Annotated in this window: 18 protein-coding genes, 3 tRNA genes and 2 pseudogenes; 3 read left to right on the forward strand and 20 right to left on the reverse strand. The window is 43.1% G+C overall.

Translation table 11 applies throughout. The features are described from left to right. Positions 1-84: 84 nt before the first annotated feature. The 5 genes from XBJ1_RS22535 to XBJ1_RS11305 all read right to left on the reverse strand — a co-directional run bounded on the left by XBJ1_RS22535 (position 85) and on the right by XBJ1_RS11305 (position 5,372). Positions 85-444, reverse strand: coding sequence for a DUF6201 family protein (locus XBJ1_RS22535; RefSeq protein WP_268987533.1), 360 nt, complete (start codon positions 442-444; stop codon positions 85-87). Positions 445-481: 37 nt separating this feature from the next. Further along, positions 482-1,324, reverse strand: a complete 843-nt coding sequence (locus XBJ1_RS11290) for a DUF6402 family protein (protein WP_012989079.1) — start codon at positions 1,322-1,324, stop codon at positions 482-484. A 2-nt stretch (positions 1,325-1,326) separates the two neighbouring features. Beyond that, positions 1,327-2,061 (reverse strand): Hcp family type VI secretion system effector, encoded by a 735-nt coding sequence (locus XBJ1_RS11295; RefSeq protein WP_012989080.1) that lies wholly within the window; start codon positions 2,059-2,061, stop codon positions 1,327-1,329. Between the two features lie 503 nt (positions 2,062-2,564). After that, complete coding sequence (locus XBJ1_RS11300) at positions 2,565-4,916, reverse strand: primase-like DNA-binding domain-containing protein (protein ID WP_230578778.1); 2,352 nt, start codon at positions 4,914-4,916, stop codon at positions 2,565-2,567. Between the two features lie 96 nt (positions 4,917-5,012). Beyond that, a complete protein-coding gene (locus XBJ1_RS11305; RefSeq protein ID WP_012989084.1) occupies positions 5,013-5,372 on the reverse strand; it encodes a hypothetical protein in 360 nt (119 codons plus the stop codon). A gap of 233 nt (positions 5,373-5,605) precedes the next feature. Here XBJ1_RS11305 and XBJ1_RS19930 point away from each other — a divergent pair, with 233 nt between their 5' ends. Then, complete coding sequence (locus XBJ1_RS19930; protein WP_071822489.1) at positions 5,606-5,797, forward strand: hypothetical protein; 192 nt, start codon at positions 5,606-5,608, stop codon at positions 5,795-5,797. 88 nt (positions 5,798-5,885) lie between these two features. On the opposite strand, the gene XBJ1_RS11315 is transcribed toward XBJ1_RS19930, so the two are convergent. The 9 genes from XBJ1_RS11315 to uvrY form a co-directional block, all read right to left on the reverse strand. Next, complete coding sequence (locus XBJ1_RS11315; RefSeq protein ID WP_012989086.1) at positions 5,886-6,104, reverse strand: helix-turn-helix transcriptional regulator; 219 nt, start codon at positions 6,102-6,104, stop codon at positions 5,886-5,888. 284 nt (positions 6,105-6,388) lie between these two features. Further along, positions 6,389-6,829, reverse strand: coding sequence for an Imm63 family immunity protein (locus XBJ1_RS11320; protein WP_012989087.1), 441 nt, complete (start codon positions 6,827-6,829; stop codon positions 6,389-6,391). 149 nt (positions 6,830-6,978) lie between these two features. Next, positions 6,979-8,241 carry a tyrosine-type recombinase/integrase gene (locus tag XBJ1_RS11325; protein ID WP_012989088.1) on the reverse strand — a complete coding sequence of 421 codons (1,263 nt, stop codon included), beginning with the start codon at positions 8,239-8,241 and terminating at the stop codon, positions 6,979-6,981. A 166-nt stretch (positions 8,242-8,407) separates the two neighbouring features. Next, positions 8,408-8,494: transfer RNA gene (locus XBJ1_RS11330), tRNA-Leu, on the reverse strand. A gap of 7 nt (positions 8,495-8,501) precedes the next feature. Beyond that, positions 8,502-8,575, reverse strand: a tRNA-Cys gene (locus tag XBJ1_RS11335). 5 nt (positions 8,576-8,580) lie between these two features. Beyond that, positions 8,581-8,656 (reverse strand) — tRNA-Gly (locus XBJ1_RS11340). A gap of 143 nt (positions 8,657-8,799) precedes the next feature. Further along, on the reverse strand, positions 8,800-9,348 hold the full coding sequence (gene pgsA, locus XBJ1_RS11345) for a CDP-diacylglycerol--glycerol-3-phosphate 3-phosphatidyltransferase (protein WP_012989089.1): 549 nt from the start codon (positions 9,346-9,348) through the stop codon (positions 8,800-8,802). Positions 9,349-9,404: 56 nt separating this feature from the next. Continuing rightward, the gene (gene uvrC / locus XBJ1_RS11350) at positions 9,405-11,237 is read right to left on the reverse strand and encodes an excinuclease ABC subunit UvrC (protein ID WP_038198988.1); all 1,833 of its coding nucleotides are present in this window, start codon (positions 11,235-11,237) and stop codon (positions 9,405-9,407) included. Positions 11,238-11,257: 20 nt separating this feature from the next. Continuing rightward, positions 11,258-11,917 carry a UvrY/SirA/GacA family response regulator transcription factor gene (gene uvrY, locus XBJ1_RS11355; protein WP_012989091.1) on the reverse strand — a complete coding sequence of 220 codons (660 nt, stop codon included), beginning with the start codon at positions 11,915-11,917 and terminating at the stop codon, positions 11,258-11,260. Positions 11,918-12,349: 432 nt separating this feature from the next. Here uvrY and tnpA point away from each other — a divergent pair. Then, a pseudogene (tnpA, locus tag XBJ1_RS11360) lies at positions 12,350-12,783 on the forward strand (IS200/IS605 family transposase). A 61-nt stretch (positions 12,784-12,844) separates the two neighbouring features. On the opposite strand, the gene XBJ1_RS19940 reads toward tnpA, so the two are convergent. The 3 genes and pseudogenes from XBJ1_RS19940 to XBJ1_RS22540 all read right to left on the reverse strand — a co-directional run. Beyond that, a complete protein-coding gene (locus XBJ1_RS19940; RefSeq protein ID WP_071822550.1) occupies positions 12,845-13,183 on the reverse strand; it encodes a GFA family protein in 339 nt (112 codons plus the stop codon). Between the two features lie 283 nt (positions 13,184-13,466). Then, positions 13,467-14,161, reverse strand: a protein-coding gene (locus tag XBJ1_RS20830) for an IS1 family transposase (protein ID WP_143827671.1) whose coding sequence is annotated in 2 segments (ribosomal slippage) — positions 13,467-13,909 and positions 13,909-14,161 — 696 coding nt in all. Because the reading frame shifts where the segments join, the coding sequence is not laid out codon by codon here. Positions 14,162-14,217: 56 nt separating this feature from the next. Continuing rightward, positions 14,218-14,783 (reverse strand): annotated as a pseudogene (locus tag XBJ1_RS22540) (IS1 family transposase); the annotation flags it as partial. Between the two features lie 138 nt (positions 14,784-14,921). Here XBJ1_RS22540 and XBJ1_RS11385 point away from each other — a divergent pair. Then, entirely contained in the window at positions 14,922-15,617 is a 696-nt protein-coding gene (locus tag XBJ1_RS11385; RefSeq protein WP_012989038.1) for an IS6 family transposase, read from the forward strand. 305 nt (positions 15,618-15,922) lie between these two features. On the opposite strand, the gene XBJ1_RS11390 is transcribed toward XBJ1_RS11385, so the two are convergent. The 3 genes from XBJ1_RS11390 to XBJ1_RS11400 form a co-directional block, all read right to left on the reverse strand. Then, complete coding sequence (locus tag XBJ1_RS11390; protein WP_012989099.1) at positions 15,923-16,774, reverse strand: 3-hydroxyacyl-CoA dehydrogenase family protein; 852 nt, start codon at positions 16,772-16,774, stop codon at positions 15,923-15,925. A gap of 70 nt (positions 16,775-16,844) precedes the next feature. Then, complete coding sequence (locus tag XBJ1_RS11395) at positions 16,845-17,573, reverse strand: GNAT family N-acetyltransferase (protein WP_012989100.1); 729 nt, start codon at positions 17,571-17,573, stop codon at positions 16,845-16,847. Positions 17,574-17,756: 183 nt separating this feature from the next. Then, a complete protein-coding gene (locus XBJ1_RS11400) occupies positions 17,757-18,854 on the reverse strand; it encodes a cupin-like domain-containing protein (RefSeq protein WP_012989101.1) in 1,098 nt (365 codons plus the stop codon). Positions 18,855-18,864: the final 10 nt, after the last annotated feature.

Raw genomic sequence — 18,864 nt, forward strand, 5'->3', positions numbered from 1 at the left:
TGTTCAATCACACAATAATAAAAAAGCCTCTGAAACTTAGAGGCTAAACAGAGATAAACATGAAAACAGAAAACTTACAAAAAATCATTTTAATTTATTTAGATGGATGCTTTGATATCCATTATCTGTTGGGTATATAAAAACATCATTATTAGTGGTTGGAAGGCTAAATGAAGCAAAAAATGCCTCATATGATATTGATGTAAATGGAGAACTCTTCCAGATATCTCTGTTTTTATTATCATATAAAACAATAAAATATTTATCTCCCATAATGACATACCTCCACATTGAATATGGAGATATTGGCAACTTCTTATATACCACTGCGGTATATTGACCATCTTCACCCCTCTCCTCAAAATACTTATTCCAATTACCGAAGAGCAATGTTGATGGAAATAATATCCATATTATAAAGATAATGATAAAAAATAAAACCAACCATGGTTTTCTAAAAAAAAAAAATTACATTTATTTTTCATAAGTTAATAATTTTATGTTGTGATAGCGGGTTCATCCATAGAACATCGGAATAAACAATGAAATCGCCGCCTTCATTATATTTTTTCTGCCATTTCCTAAAGCTATCATTAATTACAGGAACATATCCATTGTATTTAACCCATAAGGCCATCCAGCTTCCAGTCGCATAAAGAGCGGCATAATCAACGGAACTAATTTTATCTAATATACCATTTTTACTCCAAATGCCTAAAGGTTCATTAGCACCAACAAAATCATAGGTATCTTTTAAATACATCCCAATTTGTTCGGTGACAAAAACATCTTTACCGTTTAATTTATCCACATAACCTTTGACAGCCACCTTCATATTGGAATTACCCATGGCACCATACCAATCGTCAATCGTATCAAATTTAGAACCAAACCTTCTAGAGTTAACCACTGAAAAAGTATCTATTTCTCGCATATCCTTTTCATACCCTAACTCTTTCTTTCCGCCTTCTTTTTTTAATTGTATTTTTAATTGATCTATGCCCGCACTACTAGACCAACCATTAATTAATACAGACATCACGTCTTGAGGTTGTTTATATTTTAACGCCCATTCCATTTTTATGATAGAAGCATTAATTCTTTCATCCGGTATATCTATTGCTTTATCTCTAACATACTTTGTCTTTACTTCTTCTGTAAATGTATAGGCGGGTTTTGTATTAAACCAATGCCGCATTAACTTAGGTGCCATCTCCCATCCCATTTTTTCCATTGCATCTGGGATTTGGTTTAAATAAAAGATATCCATTTCAATATCTGTCTTTTCGCCACCTTTAACTGTTTTAGTTTTTAAAATCGACATGATTAAATCCCTATTTTTGTTTGAAATAAATATTTAACTTCAAGGTCTTCTTCTTTTTTGGTATCAAACTGTTTTGTCATTCCTGATGTTTGGCATATTCCTTCAATCAGTCCCTTTCCCGTTTCCACACCATACGCAATATCTTGGCAGGCATCCCCTTGGTGTTTCAATATGAACTTATGGCTAAATAGAGCCGCGACAGCTTCTTCAATCAGCGGTTTAATATTCGAGAACCCGGATAAAAGCGGTTTGCCTTCTTCACGCCCGGCTAATTGCGTAATGCTGTAGCCCGAAGTTCCTGCCGCAATATGCTGACATGAGATAGATTTATAATCGAGCATGACCACTTCATGGGGTATTGCGCCGTTATCATTGATGGAATGGGGATAATTATAGGCAAATTCGACAATTGTCGCGCCTGTTAGTTTGATTTCATAAAAGAATTCCAGTTGCCCCATCGGGCTTGTCCGGTAGTGCATAAAGCGTGCTTCCAGCAATTCGTTTCCATCGATTGCCATCGCTAACAAAGGTGAAGATTTATCAATGGGCTTGGTAAAGCTGACAGGGTGATGATTCGCGTTCTGGTCACGGCTCACTGAATGGCTAACACTTAGTACCTGTATTTCATCTTCCCGGCCTGCCTGATAGCGGTTTCCGATAGATTCGGGCGTTGAACAGCCCGCTGAGATAAGGCCTTGCTTCTTGCCCTTTAACGACAAGTAAATAATATGTGACATCTTGTCTCCTGTGACATGGTTTCCAATAAATGCCCAATGATGCTGAATGAAACAGGATACAACAGTATTATTTATCTGTTCCAGAGTGAATACAAATGCAGCAATAAAATTGTGATTAACCTCTATGCTTAAACAAAATCAGACAATTACCTAATGTGAATTTCAGGTAGTGCCAAAAAATAAAAAACCAGATTACATATCTGTATTTGTTTTCTCTGGTTTACCTCATTTCGTTTACTTACCAGAAGCCCCCCTAAAAATCTTTTTCATCCTCTCAGTTATTCACCCTCTGCACAATACCCTGAAAGCCTTGCTACATCTGGGTTTGATGCAATTAATATGATATTCACTGACTGTATCATCTGTTCACCCACTTTTTACATTAATGAAGATAATGTAGAGTTGATGTATAGCTAAAGAATAACTATACATCTATTATTTCCTTTTAAATACAATTAGATATTTAAAATGGTGTATGGAATGCAGACTTAAAGCACAAAGTTTTATACAGGTGACTTAAAATCTCGGCATTCAGGCACTGACGGTAGCCATTCTTCGGCCTCTTCCGATAACTCAACGTTATAAGAGTAACCTTTCTTGGTTCGCACTTTCCGATACTCTTTCCGGTATTCCAGCATAATCTTGGGGATGGATTCACCAAACTTAGTCAGTGTTAGCGGACGTTCAAAGCCGTGCGCTTCCATAAAAGAGAGATAGGCGTGATACAAGTACAATCTTGGTGCGCGTGGGCTGATATTCTTATTGCCCATCTTCATTCCGGTCACATCATTGACAGATACCAGATAACCACAAAAACGATACAACGGATCGGAATGACTCTTTACCGTTAACGCTTCGTTCGAGTCGCGTTGCGCCTGTAGCAGTTTTTTAGCCTTATTCTGGTCGGCAAATTCTGTTAATAAATGACGGATAATCACTGGCAGTTCACGACTGATTTTCTCCGGTAACTGTGGGTCTTTCTCGGATTCTTTGACCGGAATATTAAACGGAAATATCACTCGCCGCCGTGCAATGCCGCCGTTACGTTCGGTAAAGCTCATGGGTTCGTTATTGGTGGCTAATACCACGGCTTTGATGATGGTAGAAAACTGTTTCTCGTATTTCCCGTCAACTTCAATCAGGTCGCCGCCGGTAATGGCCTTAATTCCTGCCCCTTCACCGACATATTTAACCTGATCGGGCAGCGTAATTAAGCTCTTGCCAACAAACTGATAACGGCCTCTGGCTTCATCCAGCGCTCTCATATTGCCACTGGCGGTATTGTGCTCTCCCGCCAGTAAGGTGGCGATATATGTAAATACGCTTTTACCGCTGCCGCCTTCGCCGGTGACTTCAATAAAGAGCTGCCAATCATAACGGTTTGCCAGGATCATAAACAGGGCAGCTTTGATACGATTCATCTTATTTTCATTCTGCCCCGCTGCATGGGATAACCAGCGGTAAAAGTCAGGGGCATGATCCGACAAGTTTTCACCGATAGCGGGCTGAGTAAACTCAATGCCATTATGATTCATAAGCCAATGCTCAGGCTGATGGGGAGTAAATTTCTGTGTCGATAGCTCATACACACCATTACAAAACCCGATTAAATCTGACCGTTGTTCGCCAATGACCGGAATTTGTAATTTCATGGCGTAGATAGCGTTATTGATCCCGTTTGGGCTGTAAGGGGTGTCGTGCTGGTCAAAGATTGCCACCATTGCGCGACGCAGCTCGTTATCTGACACAGTTTCCCATGTCGGGCCGTTATAGTGATAAACGGCTTCGCTTTCAGCATGTACCGCGATTTTTTGGTAATGCTCAACCAATAGTGCCCCACGTTGACTGGCTGCCATTTGTGCCAGATTGTTATTAGCCTTTTTGGGTTTAGTTTCGTGGATCACTGCCGCTTCTGCTTCCATGAGTTTTTTCTCTCCAACCTGATATAATCCGTTGCTGAATACCTGCTTTGCTGCCTCTATGCCGTGATGCTGGCGATAATCGTCCCAATCGGCCTTATGCCCTGTCGGTGGCAGTGTTACCCAACCATTGATAGCTTTGGCGACTTTCTCAGCGGCAATTTTCCCGACGTTCTTTTTGAATTTTCCGTTTTTGTCCCGTTCGCCTTGTGCGTGCCAATCATTATCGGCGGCAAGGATAATTTTTGATTCAGACCACTGTTTTCTGACCAATTCGGCAACATTCAGTAAATTGCTTTCATCAATCGCAGCCAGTACCACGCCATTATGTAACTGGCTGACAGTCAGCGCTGTCGCGTAACCTTCGGTAATGATGATGGTGTCCGGTGTTCCAGTTATCTCAGATACCGGAATAAAGCTCCCTTTCTTCTGCGTGCCGGAAACAAGGCGTTTTTCGCCGTTAGGCGTGATGATTTGTGCGCCCGTATTGGTATCGCTTAGTGTCTGAGTCACCAGTAATAGAGAGCCATCTTGCAGTAGCCGCTGATTGGGGCAATGCAGCCCCTTTTTCACCAAATACTGAGATTCTCCCCTTATTGATTTTGCCACCAGCACCGCGATCCGTTCTGCAATGGGTTTTACTGTTAGAGGCTGCTCTTTAACTGGTTTGAATATAGGTTCAGGTAACGGCATTGCCAGCACATCTGCAACCTGCTTAGCGGCGGTCAGAACAGTGATACCTTTAGCTCTCGCCACTAAATCCAGACCGTCACCGTGATTGGGCTGATCACACTGGCGACAATGCCAGTCGCCGTGATGGTTATCATCTATAAAGTGAAAACGGTCAGTGCCACCGCATATCGGGCAAGCGCCATGCTTCCCCTTTGCCGGAACATCAACACCACAGGCTGGCAACAGGCTTTGCCAGTGATTCATAGCTGATTGTTTCACTGTTCGGATAATGTTTATCGGGTGGGTTTCTACGCTGCTTTTATGAGCTTTATATCCATATGAAGATGATTGACTCATGCTTTATTCCTCGTAAACAGCCGCTTGAAGCGCATGGTAAACGTCCTGATTGATATCACAGGCCAGCGCAATCAGGTTATTTAAATCGATAGAGCATTCGTCCTTGGCTTTTTCAAGAATGACGTAGAATAAAGAAGTTGCCAGCCCCGTGTTGTGCATAGCCTGAGTAAGTGAAATAGGCGCTCGACGTTCGTACGTTCTGACTATTTCAATGTCGATAGATTTATTATCTGGTATGCAAGAATGGCGAATACGCATAGCGGCTTTCTCCGCGCCGCGCAATGTCTTGTATTTGTAACGGATTGTTTCTTTTTTTATCTCGCCAGTATGCTGATTTATGGTTGTGATAATGAGCTTAAACATGGCTCACCTCCAGAATGGAGATGAGGCACATAGGAAAGAATTTAGGTAAACGTGCTTTGCCCTTTCCAGTTAGAAAGGTATATTGAAACATAGCTACCTCGATATTGTAGTTATCGTTGGTGGTTAGCCCTCGTTTGATACGGTCAATATCATTCGGGGGCGTTTCTTTTTGTACATATACCGTGATAAAGTACGTACATAATAAATCACATGCTATAAGGTTACGTACGTACATGTCAATCTTAAAAAGAGACAAAACTGAAAAAGGAAAAGGTTTGTCTCCCACTTTCCAAATCAGAATAACACCAGAATTAAAAGCACAATTTGAAGATGCTGCGTCCGATGCAGGAATGACTTTAGGTAATTGGTTAAAAACATTAGGCCGCAAAGAATTAGAAAGACTGGGTGTCGAGCCAAAAGGCTGAACCAACCAATAATAAATCTGATAGTTAACTAACTCTCTAAAAGATAGCAAGTTAAGGGTAGCATTCACTGTACTACCCTTTTTTGCTTTCATTGTGCTACCACGCCGCGAGATTCAGCTATACGTTGATCTATCCAGCCATCAACTTCTGATTCAAGAAAAGCAACTGAGCGAGTGCCAATTTTAATTTGTTTCGGGAATTTATCTTCTCCAATAAGTCTATAGATCCACGCTTTGCTATAACCTGTTCTGCGTTGAACTTCTGATAAACGAATAAGACTTTCTTTAGATGTGGTAATTATTGACATGTGGTTTTCCCTGTTAACTTATCTATATTTGATGTTTCTAGACGTTATTAGAACAGGGACAATTAAAGCGAAGTTCCAATATGAGATCATCACATAGGAATAGTAATCCGTTTCACACAAAGAGTATGCTGCGTCTTATTATTTTGATTATTAACTATTTTTGGTTAGAAAAGACTATCACTGGAAGATATGCCAGCCCGTATATTTTCACGAATTGGCATTATGTATTGCGTTATTTTTATCAGTTTTGACTAAATTTGATAGTCAGAATGCTTTGTACATAATTATTTGTTTTTTAATTTAAGCAGTGCTCTTGTTGGTTCGTCATCGTAAGGATGTTCAGAGAGAATACGATTAATCTTATCCTCAATTTTGGGAACCCATTCGGGGTTGGCTTGCTTCATTAACTCAATAGCTTTAGGAAAAGCAAGCCGCCTACAATCTTGATCTTCAATTCGATTTTCCAATTCATAACTGAATGCCATACCCAAAACAACAGATGACATCATCCAGTACAACAACTCATCCAATGATTTTGTTCTTTTTCTTTCAAATTCACTTCCTCTTTCAGAAAAAACGAGATTGTACCGATTATTTTCAAACGAAATATAAGGTGTTCCATCACCAAGAGGGCCATCAAAAGCCTGTATGGAATTCTTTGATAGGCCAAGTTTAGAACCCAGCTCGTTTAATTTCTCTTGTATCTCTATGATTGTAAATAACATTACTATCTCTCATAAATCCGGTTTAGTGGGAAAATAATATGTGAACAGAATAAAAAATGAGTAACTAACAGATTAAATCTGAGCTAATACATATAACTTACTACATTTACCCGATGCCTTAGTTATGTAATATACAGTGATATTTAAGGCTATTTCCGCCGTTTTTTAGCAAAGTCATACGGCGTTATATATTTTTCCCTATTTGCATCCAGATAATCAGCCCACCATTGAACCATTAGCCGCCGTTCGTCCAGATGCTTAGATGTATGAATATACGCAGCGCGGACGTTCTTTCTTTCCACATGGCTTAACTGGCGTTCTATTGCGTCATCGTTCCATAATCCAGATTCTCCCATCGCACCACGTGCCATTGTTCTAAATCCATGACCCCAAACTTCTGTTTTGGTGTCATAGCCCATAACGCGTAAAGCATTATTTACGGTACTTTCGCTCATGACTTTTGCCGGATTATGGTCATGAGGAAACATCACCTCACATTCTCCACTCAAACCCTGCAAGATTTTAAAGAGAGATACGGCCTGACGACTCAGTGGCACAATATGCTCAGTTTTCATTTTCATGCCACGCTCAGAGAATTTAACGCCTTCAATAGGTTTTCTTGTGGCGGGAATTTTCCAGACTGCATTTTCAAGATCAAGTTCTTCCCAACGGGCAAATCTCAACTCACTGGAACGGACAAACGTTAATAAAGTCAGTTCTACAGCGATTTGGGTAATCAAGCGCCCGCGATAGTGAGAAAGACGGGTAAGAAATTCAGGTAAGCGTTCGTGAGGGAGTGCTGGGTGATGTTTGGCTTTTACAGTGGAAAGCGCGCCAGACATATCATTTGCGGGATTAGATTCAAGAATATCATTCTGGACAGCATACCGCATGATAGAGGTAACACGTTGCTGTAATCGCTGGGCGATATCGTGTTTACCATCAGCATCAACGGATTTGATAGGCGCTAAAAGTTGGCTTGTTCTTACAGTGGAGATGTCGAGCTTGCCAATATGAGGAAAAATATAGTGCTCAAGGCTGCGCAGAATACGGTTGCTGTGATCTTCACTCCATCGCTTATTGCTGGCGTGCCATTCACGGGCTACCTGTTCAAAAGATGGTGCCCCTTTTGATTCGAGTTGTGTCCCCCTTTTCTCTGCTTTGGGGTCAGAACCTTGGGCTATGAGTTTTTTGGCTTCATCCCGTTTAGCTCGTGCATCAGCTAAAGACACTATAGGATAAACACCGAAAGCCAGTCGGTCTTCTTTTTTATCGGTAGGGCGGCGATACTTCATGTGCCAGTATTTAGAGCCGCGTGAGGTGATCTCCAAATAGAGTCCGCCACCATCAGCGAGTTTGTAGGTTTTTTCTTTGGGTTTTGCTGTTTCGATTTGCCGTGCGTTTAGTTTCATTTTTAGGGGCACATTTAATAATAGAAGTGTAGGTGCCCCAGATTATGCCCCGTGGTGCATGTTGATTGCAAAGGACTAAAGTAGACCTAAAAAGAAAAGACCTGATTGATTTATCAGGTCTTTATAAGATTTAGTTTACTAGAGTAGACGTTAGTAAACTTATGTTTGGTGCCCAGGGCGGGACTTGAACCCGCACAGCCTTACAGCCGAGGGATTTTAAATCCCTTGTGTCTACCGATTTCACCACCTGGGCTTGAATCTGGAGGCGCGTCCCGGAGTCGAACCGAGGTAAACGGATTTGCAATCCGCTGCATGGCCACTCTGCCAACGCGCCTTTTTTGGAGCGGGAAACGAGACTCGAACTCGCGACCCCGACCTTGGCAAGGTCGTGCTCTACCAACTGAGCTATTCCCGCCTTTCTCGAACCTGCTGATTTACTTAACTTGTTTCGTAAATCTCATGTGCCGTTCGATGCGTTGCATTCTACTTATTTCACGAAACGAGTCAACACAATTATTATTAAAACCCGATTATTCGATGATTTTTGCGTCACTTCGATCAACCTTCACGCAGATCATTCCATGCAGCGCTCAAATATTGAAACATTGACCAGAACGTCAATACCGCAGCAGCGTATAATAAGATAAATCCACCCACCTCAACTTCAATGCTGGGACGCCACAGTAAAGCAACCAATGCTGCCATCTGCGCTGTCGTTTTTATTTTCCCCAGCCAGGATACAGCAACACTACTGCGTTTTCCTAATTCAGCCATCCATTCCCGCAGAGAAGATATAATAATCTCTCGAGCAATCATGGTCGCTGCCGGTAACGTAATCCACCATGCATGATAATGTTCAGCTATCAACACCAGCGCACTAGCAACCATGACTTTATCCGCAACCGGATCAAGAAATGCCCCAAAGCGCGTTGTTTGCTTCCATAAACGAGCAAGGAAACCATCAAACCAATCTGTCGCAGCCGCAATAACAAAGATAATAGCGCACAGCATCGGTGACCACTGGAATGGCAGGTAAAATGCCAAAACAAAGAATGGGATTAAGGCAATACGGAATAGAGTAAGCCATGTTGGAATATTTAATTGCATAATGCTTCGTAACTATCTGGCCATGTAAAGTTTATCAGTATGGTGCATCAATAATCTTAGTGTTTCAACGCATTATAGATTTTTTCTGCTAACGAATACGAAATAGAAGGCACTTTTGCGATCTCCTCTACACTTGCGTTGCGTAACGGCTGTAATCCACCCATGTATTTTAACAACATTTGTCTGCGTTTTGGCCCGATACCTTCTATTGATTCCAATGTGCTGGTCTTTTTCACTTTATCCCGCCGCTGGCGATGTCCTGTGATGGCATGGTTGTGAGATTCATCACGAATATGCTGGATAACGTGCAACGCCGGTGAATCCGAAGAAAGTGCCTTTCCCCCGCCTTCTGCCTCGAAAAACAGAGTTTCCAGACCCGCTTTGCGATCACTACCTTTCGCAACTCCAATTAGCTTAGGATGGTTTTTATTCCATTCAACATCCAGCGAGCCAAAAACCTCCAGCGCTTGCGCTAATTGCCCTTTACCTCCATCAATAAAGATGATGTCAGGAATTCTGGTCTGCTCAATGGCTTTGCCATATCGGCGGCGTAAAACTTGATTCATCGCCGCATAATCGTCTCCCGGTGTGATTCCCGCAATGTTATAACGGCGGTATTCAGAGCGCACAGGACCATTCCCATCAAAAACGACACAGGATGCAACGGTCTGTTCTCCCATCGTATGGCTGATATCGAAACATTCCATTCTATGAACTTTTTTAATGCCAGCAAATTCAGCAAGTGATGCCAACCGCTGGTGGACAGTCGATTGCTGGGATAGTTTCGTGGTCAATGCTATTGCAGCATTGGTACGTGCCAATTTGAGATAACGCGCCCTGTCACCTCTTGGGCGAGGTTGAATATGCACTTTCCTCCCCGATAATTCAGAAAGGGATGCTTCCAAAAGTTCTTTTTCAGGCAACGAGAAATCCAGCAGGATCTCCGCCGGCAATGTCCTGTTCTGGCTGCCTTGAAGGTAGAATTGGCCGAGAAAAGTCTGTACTACTTCATCCAATTTGGTATCAGCGGGAATTTTAGGGTAGTAACTGCGACTGCCCAGGATTTTTCCCTGACGGATAAACAAAACATGCAGGCACGCCATTCCTGTATCAAAAGCAACACTGATAACATCCAGATCATCCCCTTCTCCAGAAACAAATTGCCGTTCAGTTACCTGTCTCACGGCTTGGATCTGGTCACGGTAGCGAGCCGCATCTTCAAATTGCAGTTGTTTACTTGCTGCTTCCATTCTGCCAACCAGCTCTGTCAGTACCTGCTGATCTTTGCCAGACAGAAACAGACGGACATAGTCAACCTGCTGCTGATATTCTTCATTCGTCACAAAACCGTTGACACAAGGAGCAAGACAGCGACCAATCTGATATTGCAGACAGGGCCTTGAACGATTGCGATATACGCTGTCCTCACATTGACGAATCGGAAAAAGTTTCTGCAAGAGAGCTAAGGTATCACGCACAGCATGGGAGTTAGGAAATGGTCCGAAATACTCGCCTTTCGCATGTTTGGCACCACGGTACAGGGTCAGACGCGGATGGGTATCTCCGCTCAAGAAAATGTAAGGATAGGATTTATCATCCCGCAACAAGACATTGTAGCGAGGTTGATAAAGTTTGATGTAGTTATGTTCGAGCAGGAGCGCTTCCGTCTCTGTATGCGTAACCGTGACATCTATCTGGACGATATTTTTTACCAGTGATTCTGTCTTGCGGCTGCCAACTTGTGTCCGAAAATAACTGGATAGCCGTTTTTTCAGATCCTTGGCCTTACCAACATAAATCACCGAGCCAGTGGTGTCATACATTCGATAGACTCCCGGCTGGCTGGTTACTGTTTTTAAAAATACCGTTGAATCAAATTGCTCTGCCACGATTTACCACCCATCAACTGTCATCCACTATGGTTTACCATATTCTGTGCGTCAAGCAACCCACAACGTATCGCCATATGGGTCAACTCTACATCACCCTTGATATTTAGTTTACTGAACATTCTATAGCGATAGCTATTTACTGTTTTTGGGCTAAGGTTAAGTAACGTGGAAATCTCATTAACTTTTCGGCCCTGAGTGATCATCGTCATTATCTGTAACTCCCGCTCTGAGAGTTCAGCCAGTGGGTTTTCTTTTGGTGGGGATAACTGGTCGAGTGCCATCTGCTGTGCAATATCAGGAGAGATATAACGCTGACCTGCATAAACCGTCCGAATAGCATTAATCATGTCTTGAGGTGTTGCTGCCTTACTCAAATATCCTCTGACTCCGGCCTGCATCACTTTCGCTGGCAAGGAGCTTTCCGTATGGATAGTCAGCATAATTACCCGCGTATCAGGCGAATAGCGAATGATTTTTTTGGCTGCCTCAAGGCCACCTATTCCCGGCATTCCAATATCCATAATAACAACATCCGTACTGTTTGATCTGCACCATCTGACCGCCTCTTCTCCGCTACCGGCTTCTCCTGCAACCTTAATTCCTTTTACATCCTCGAGTATGCCTTTCACGCCAATGCGAACCAGTTCGTGATCATCAACTAACAAAACATTAATCAAACAACGTCTCCACTAACGTAATATCCACTGAAATAGTGGCAACATCTTCTGTCGATAGATATCAAGATCTTTTTGATAAGTAAGCGATTATACGGATATTAATCCTAAACAGAAAGAAAATTGTTACCTATAAATAAAGTAAAAATCAGATTAATAAATTTAATAAACCACATTTATTATTCACCCTATATTAAATCATTATTAAATAGAATTAAAATATCTTATTCTAAAACATATATTTATATCAAAAAATATGAGGGAATAATTCCCCTCATATTAAAACCATTATTTAAATAAATTAAGAATATCCTGTTTATTCTTAACTGAAAACCACCTCCTGCGGAGGTGGTTAGCAACAGGTTGGCTCTGCCAATAATGCTACTCATGGGAAAATCCGAATCCGTTATCCCCATAACAGAGAAGGATTTAACCATGAGTAGATTCAAGAAAGCATCGCATGTGCTTTGGTGTTGTCAATACCATATCGTATGGACACCCAAATACCGATTTAGGATCCTGAAAAATAATGTAGGAAAGGAAATAAGCAGATAAGGATTTCCAGTGAGCAGCTCGGAATAGAAATTGTGGAATTGAATGTTCAAATAGATCATGTGCATCTTTTAGTAAAAATTCCGCCAAAATTATCAGTATCTCAAGTGCTTGGTCATCTAAAAGGCCGAACAGCTATTCGTCTATTTAATAAATTTCCCTATTTGAGAAAGAAAAAGTTGTGGGGAAATCATTTTTGGTCAAGAGGCTACTGTGTAGATACCGTAGGTATAAATGAAGAAATGATAAGGAAGTATGTGAAGTATCAAGAGAAGCACGAACATGAGGACAATCAATTATCGTTGAAAGGGATGTGAAGTGAAGGCTCTCAGAGTCTGAACTAATAGCGCCCCTTTGGGGCGAAATCAATGCCCCCTTCTATGAAGGGGGATTTTTACTTAACATCGATGTTTTTTCAACAAAATTATAGTACGCAGGTTTACTGTCCACATAGACTTGATTAGATAATTTACTTGAATGACTATTTTCGAACAGGGCAACCGGAACATAATATACACTAGGCTGAAGTAAATGGTAGAAAAGGTGTGTTCCACATTTATTACAAAAAGCCCGTTCTGCCCACGCGGAAGAGAAATACGTTGAAATATTTTCAGCACCTTCTATTTGCAGATCATTCTTACAATCTACAGATAAAAACGGGCCTCCATTCCATTTTTGGCACGTTTTGCAGTGACATATCCTTATGTATAAAATAATCGATTAAAAACAATTAATTAATTATAATTAAAAACTATAAAAATCATATATGAACATACATATACAGGCTCTTAAGAATTAAGCCTTTCAAAACACGCATCCAATGTTTTGTATTTACATGATTTTCTTTGTGGTGTTTTGAACGCGTTCTGACATAAATACGCTTGGGCTTTTTCCAGCCAAAAACAGGTTTCCGACCACGCCCGTTGGAGTAGGTTTTCGATTATGGGCCACAGCCAGACTTCCGTATTTTGGGTCGTGTATTAAATAGTTAGAATGCTCACTAAATATAGTTTTCACTCTCAATGAAAGTGCCTATCACTTTATCGTGCATTTCTTCAGATTTGGAATAACCGATTGTTTTTCTATTCAGCCTTTTTATTCGGGTACGATGGGTAAGGTTGGTTCTCTCTATACGTTGGGTAAATATCTTTCCAGTAAGATGGACTTCTTCAGGAAGACAATCATAAACGGCATAATCATCCGTACAGTAAAACCGGATATTAAAGGGTGACAAGAGTGCCAGTAGTTTTTCCCATGTTTTTCTGCTGCGATCCCCAAAAGTATGTGCCACTATCCGTTTCATACGCGGCTCCCAGGCATACCAGAGCCAGCGCTGATTTTTCTGACTCCCCACAAACGACTCCTGCTCATCCACTTCACAGATAAGATGAATGTCATCCCCGTCAAGAGGAAGCGTCGTCACGTTCCGGGGGTTGAGTTTTTAAGCGTTTTCATCACAGTAGCTGTTGCCACCTTCAATACGCGGGCCGTGTCACGGATGCCGCTGTTATTCATCGCCATATCAATAGTCTGCTCTTTGACTCCCGGTTTGCAAGCTTGATAGGTGTATGCCAACTGAAAGACTTTACTGCAGGCATAGCAGCGGTAGCGGGGATAACCTCTATGACCTTTTCCCTGTCCTTTGACATCTTCTGATTTGTGACAATAACGACAATCAATTTCTACTTTAGCCATGTTCCACCACGAAATACCGGAAGATTATCATAACAACTAACTATTTAATACATGACCATACGTTGGGTAAATATCTTTCCAGTAAGATGGGCTTCTTCAGGAAGACAATCATAAACGGCATAATCATCCGTACAGTAAAACCGGATATTAATGGGTGACAAGAGTGCCAGTAGTTTTTCCCATGTTTTTCTGCTGCGATCCCCAAAAGTATGTGCCACTATCCGTTTCATACGCGGCTCCCAGGCATACCAGAGCCAGCGCTGATTTTTCTGACTCCCTACAAACGACCCCTGCTCATCCACTTCACAGATAAGATGAATGTCATCCCCGTCAAGAGGAAGCGTCGTCACGTTCCGGGGGTTGAGTTTTTAAGCGTTTTCATTACAGTAGCTGTTGCCACCTTCAATACGCGGGCCGTGTCACGGATGCCGCTGTTATTCATCGCCATATCAATAATCTGCTCTTTGACTCCCGGTTTGCAAGCTTGATAGGTGTATGCCAACTGAAAGACTTTACTGCAGGCATAGCAGCGGTAGCGGGGATAACCTCTATGACCTTTTCCATGTCCTTTGACATCTTCTGATTTGTGACAATAACGACAATCAACTTCTACTTTAGCCATGTTCCACCACGAAATACCGGAAGATTATCATAACAACTAACTATTTAATACATGACCGTATTTTGGGCTGCTTTGAGGGTTCTGTCGCATTAAGCGGTCATCAGGTAAGCTCCCCTGTTTTTGAGCGAGTCCAGAGTGATGTCCCTGATCCGAAACGCGTTTAAACGCCTCCATTATCCTGTCGATATCATGGCCCAATGTGTCCGTTGGTACCTCGCTTATGCCTTGAGTCTGCGCAATCTCGAAGAGATGATGGCAGAGCGCGGCATTGAGGTCGACCATGCCACAATACATCGTTGGGTGTTACGTCTGGTGCCCCTGCTCGGCAAGGCTTTCCGACCTCGCAAAAAGCCCGTTGGCTCCCGGTGGCGAATGGATGAAACGTATATCAAAGTGAAAGGTCAGTGGAAATACCTTTACCGGGCGGTCGATACCGACGGTCAGACGGTTGACTTCCTGCTGACCGCTCGCCGCGATGCAATGGCTGCCCAGCGTTTTTTCCGTAAAGCGATACGCCTGCACGGCAGACCCGCCGTCGTGACTATCGATAAAAGTGGGGCCAATACTGCCGCGCTCACTCTCCTCAATGCGGAAGGATCGCCTCAGCAGGGGATTGAAATCCGGCAAAATAAATACCTGAATAATCTGGTTGAGCAAGATCACCGCAATATCAAACGTCGGATACGACAGATGCTGGGGTTCAAATCGTTTCGCCGGGCACAGACGCTCCTGGCCGGCATCGAACTGATTCACATGATACGCAAAGGGCAATATCAACATCCACAAAGTGATGGATTATCACCCGCGGAACAATTCTATTTGCTGGCGGCCTAAATAACCGGCAACACCACTTTTGCTAACTTGCCGCCGTTAACGCGACACTGCCGGTTTGATTGCCTATTGTTTGAAGCCAAAAAAGCCATCACTGAATCTCTCAAATACCGAGAAAACAGGACTTCAAGTAATGGCTTAAACCGATCCCAGGTTAAATTACATAGTTTCTTACATAGCGTCGTCATGATATTATTCTCTGTTACGTCACGACGGCTAAAAACGATATTTGCGCACAAACCAGCGACCAGATATTTGGTCGCTGCTGCTGTCTCGCTGAATAAAAATATAACCTGAACATAAAAGATTTAATAAGTGTAAAAACCCCGGCCGGATTTTCGTCCCAAACGTCCCGCATCAACCATTGTCCGCATCAGCGGACAGACCCGATATTTTGAATCCTGAAACATCTGGTAAAGTACATCGAGGGAATTAACCACTGTGTCAATACCGATCAGATCCGCTGTTTCAAGCGGCCCCATTTTATGGCCGAAGCATTGTTTAAAGATAGCGTCCACATCCGCAGGTTGAGCAACGCCATCCTGTATGGTGAAAGCGGCTTCATTCATAAATAAATGGGAAATCCGGTTAGAGACGAAACCGGGACCATCTTTCACTACGACGGCGTTTTTACCCAACATCCCCAAGATTTCCAGACATCGCGCTTTGGTTTGCTCAGAAGTATTCAGACCGACAATCACTTCGACGGTATGCTTCAGATAAACCGGGTTCATAAAATGCACACCAATCACTTGAGAAGGCGTTTTATGAAACGATCCCAGTTTTGTGATAGGGATGCAGGAAGTGTTCGCCGCCAATACCGCGTGGGGTGCAATAAACTCAGACATACGGGCATATAATGCCTGTTTAAGCTCGATATTTTCCGTGATGTTTTCCACCACAAACCCACAATCCGACACAGCTTGCAAATCCTGCGACCAGACGATGTTGAGCAGTATCTCCTCGGTTGTTTTTCCTTTAGCGAGCGGACTGAACAAAGGTGCATAACCCGCCGTTTCCGTGACGCGTTCCCTGCTCTGTTCGCAGGCAAGAACATCTTTTTCGATAACAACAACATCATGCCCGTGCAACGCACAATCGAAAGCAAGACTAGAACCAATATTTCCGCCACCAACCACAGCTATTTTAAGTTTTGACATAGTGACTACTTTCTTGTTGGGTTTTAAAAGGTTGCTATTTCCGGTTCATTTATTGGATCACCGGCACCGTTCACTCAGTAGAATCAGGAGAAATCACTTCCCACTTGCCAAACAGCGTCAATCCCGCCGCTTTAGCCAATGACGTAGACGCATAGTTATCGAGCTGGCATCGGTACTGAGGTTCATAGCCCTGATGACAGGCATATTGACTGATTGAACGCACGACTTTGCTGGCATGGCCTTTGCCTCTAAAAGATGTCAGCGTTAATACACCAAGATCCGCAATTTGCGCATTCTCCCACGGATACATACTGGCCGCGCTGACCAGACGATGCTGTTCAAAAGAGCCGAACACCGCCCAGTGATCCAATTCTACATAAGCGTCATCCAAGTCTTGTTCTGAGGAAGATGATTCGAATTCGGAGAAAACCGCCTCATCTTGCTCTGTTAACTGACGCAAGACACCTGCCGGACTCTCTTGCAGCAAAACGTTCTTATCCACTTCTGAAAAATAAAAAATATAATCTGCACCATGCAGCGTGACGCCCGCTTCAGTCAATTTCTGGCGGAAAATCGATTCAGACAGCTCTTGCTGTTGATAAAGACCGGCCTTATCAGCCAGTGCAGGCGTCAGAACCGCCATCACTCGGCCGTCGGAAGTTTCCAGCACCATGACCCGACGATCTTCGTTCAGATCAGGGTTGACAGTGACCGTAAAGGTTCCATCACTATAGAGAACGTCTCCGTTCAAAAATGGGGTCTGCCAAAAATCAGTTATTGTTTGTGAAAATAAAGGCATACTTCTTACTCGCGTTGGTTGGAATCAGCGAGCGCACGATGGCGCTCAGTCAAATAACTCAGGGAAAGACAAGCGGAAGTTTGAGATACTCACCCCCTTGCTCGTTCTTCAAACTATGGTATCACTTCATCACATGTAAATAGGCTTGGTCAATCTGGACAGAGCCGCCAGCAACAGTCAAAACTAAAGCCTCTGGTTACGCTGGTAAATACGGGCGAATTCTGGAACAGCGGCAATCGGTGCATTTGCTATCCAGCCATGGCCGCGCTCGCGTTTGAAATTGAAGTAATCACGATATTCCGAATTAGTGACAAAGTTATAAGTCAAAGAAATACTCGGCGATAAGGTATGCACTTCATGGGCTAACCCTTTGGGGATCAGCATAATCTCACCCGGCAGCAAATCGAATTGCCATATGCAATCTTTGCTGTGTGGTGAATCTGCCTGATTTTTTCTACCGGAGATTTGGGAGGCGACGGGTGATAAAGCAATACGACTTTCAGCAGCATCTCTGACCACATTTTCAAGCGAAGCAGAAAAGATCCAGCCTGCTTTTCTGCCCGCAACCTGACACAACACCGCATTGGTTCGCATACCATCGACATGTAAACGGGTACACGCTCCCGGAGCAGAAAAATAGAGTCCCCAATCCTGACACATCCGCTTGTTGGGGTGCAGAGATCCTATCTGAACCCAGGGGATCTTATAACCGCCATCCGGCAGAAAATATGGTCTGCGCCAATGCTCCTGAATGCGTTGAAACGCCAGAAAACTGAACGAGTTGGTTTTCACCCTGTGACCAAATCCCCAAGTGAACAGCAGGTGTTTAAAAAATGAATCGTAGGTGTATCGCAGATAGCTAAGGTTGTCCCCCATTTCGCCCAGTTCAACGGCAGGCAATGACGCGATTTCCCGCAAATAGGTGCGCAACTCAACATGGTCTTTCGGTTTGAATCCCGCATCCTGCAATCGTACGGACATATCGCCGAACTCCTGACAAAAGTAATCAAAGCTCCAGATTTGCTTCGCTCGCCAGCCTCTCAAACCATCAGTGACAATAACCGGTTCTTTCTTCATTAAGTAGCGTTCGCTGAACTCAGCGACAGAAATGTCCGAAACTTTCTCCACCTTGCGATATTCAGCCGCCTCAAAGTGCGCCAGTGCATCGTTGTTGCCAACCTCTCGCTGTGTCCCCTGCCTGCGCCGATAAATACTCATTTCTTCAAACGCCCACATCGCGACATCACCGAGCGCATTCCATGTATTACCAAAAAGACTCATCTCTCGCCCT

The sequence above is a fragment of the Xenorhabdus bovienii SS-2004 genome, assembly GCF_000027225.1.
In the GTDB taxonomy this organism is placed as follows: Bacteria; Pseudomonadota; Gammaproteobacteria; order Enterobacterales; family Enterobacteriaceae; genus Xenorhabdus; species Xenorhabdus bovienii_C.

What these genes read in the sequence shown, in the direction of transcription:
- pgsA (WP_012989089.1), bottom strand. Translation starts at nt 9,348, where the DNA reads ATGCAATTAAATATTCCAACATGGCTTACTCTATTCCGTATTGCCTTA.
- XBJ1_RS11390 (WP_012989099.1), bottom strand. Translation starts at nt 16,774, where the DNA reads ATGTCAAAACTTAAAATAGCTGTGGTTGGTGGCGGAAATATTGGTTCT.
- XBJ1_RS11305 (WP_012989084.1), bottom strand. Translation starts at nt 5,372, where the DNA reads ATGTTTAAGCTCATTATCACAACCATAAATCAGCATACTGGCGAGATA.
- XBJ1_RS11320 (WP_012989087.1), bottom strand. Translation starts at nt 6,829, where the DNA reads ATGTTATTTACAATCATAGAGATACAAGAGAAATTAAACGAGCTGGGT.
- XBJ1_RS11395 (WP_012989100.1), bottom strand. Translation starts at nt 17,573, where the DNA reads ATGCCTTTATTTTCACAAACAATAACTGATTTTTGGCAGACCCCATTT.
- XBJ1_RS11300 (WP_230578778.1), bottom strand. Translation starts at nt 4,916, where the DNA reads ATGAATCACTGGCAAAGCCTGTTGCCAGCCTGTGGTGTTGATGTTCCG.
- XBJ1_RS11385 (WP_012989038.1), top strand. Translation starts at nt 14,922, where the DNA reads ATGTCCCTGATCCGAAACGCGTTTAAACGCCTCCATTATCCTGTCGAT.
- XBJ1_RS11290 (WP_012989079.1), bottom strand. Translation starts at nt 1,324, where the DNA reads ATGTCGATTTTAAAAACTAAAACAGTTAAAGGTGGCGAAAAGACAGAT.
- XBJ1_RS19930 (WP_071822489.1), top strand. Translation starts at nt 5,606, where the DNA reads ATGTCAATCTTAAAAAGAGACAAAACTGAAAAAGGAAAAGGTTTGTCT.
- XBJ1_RS11295 (WP_012989080.1), bottom strand. Translation starts at nt 2,061, where the DNA reads ATGTCACATATTATTTACTTGTCGTTAAAGGGCAAGAAGCAAGGCCTT.
- XBJ1_RS11315 (WP_012989086.1), bottom strand. Translation starts at nt 6,104, where the DNA reads ATGTCAATAATTACCACATCTAAAGAAAGTCTTATTCGTTTATCAGAA.
- XBJ1_RS11400 (WP_012989101.1), bottom strand. Translation starts at nt 18,854, where the DNA reads ATGAGTCTTTTTGGTAATACATGGAATGCGCTCGGTGATGTCGCGATG.
- XBJ1_RS11325 (WP_012989088.1), bottom strand. Translation starts at nt 8,241, where the DNA reads ATGAAACTAAACGCACGGCAAATCGAAACAGCAAAACCCAAAGAAAAA.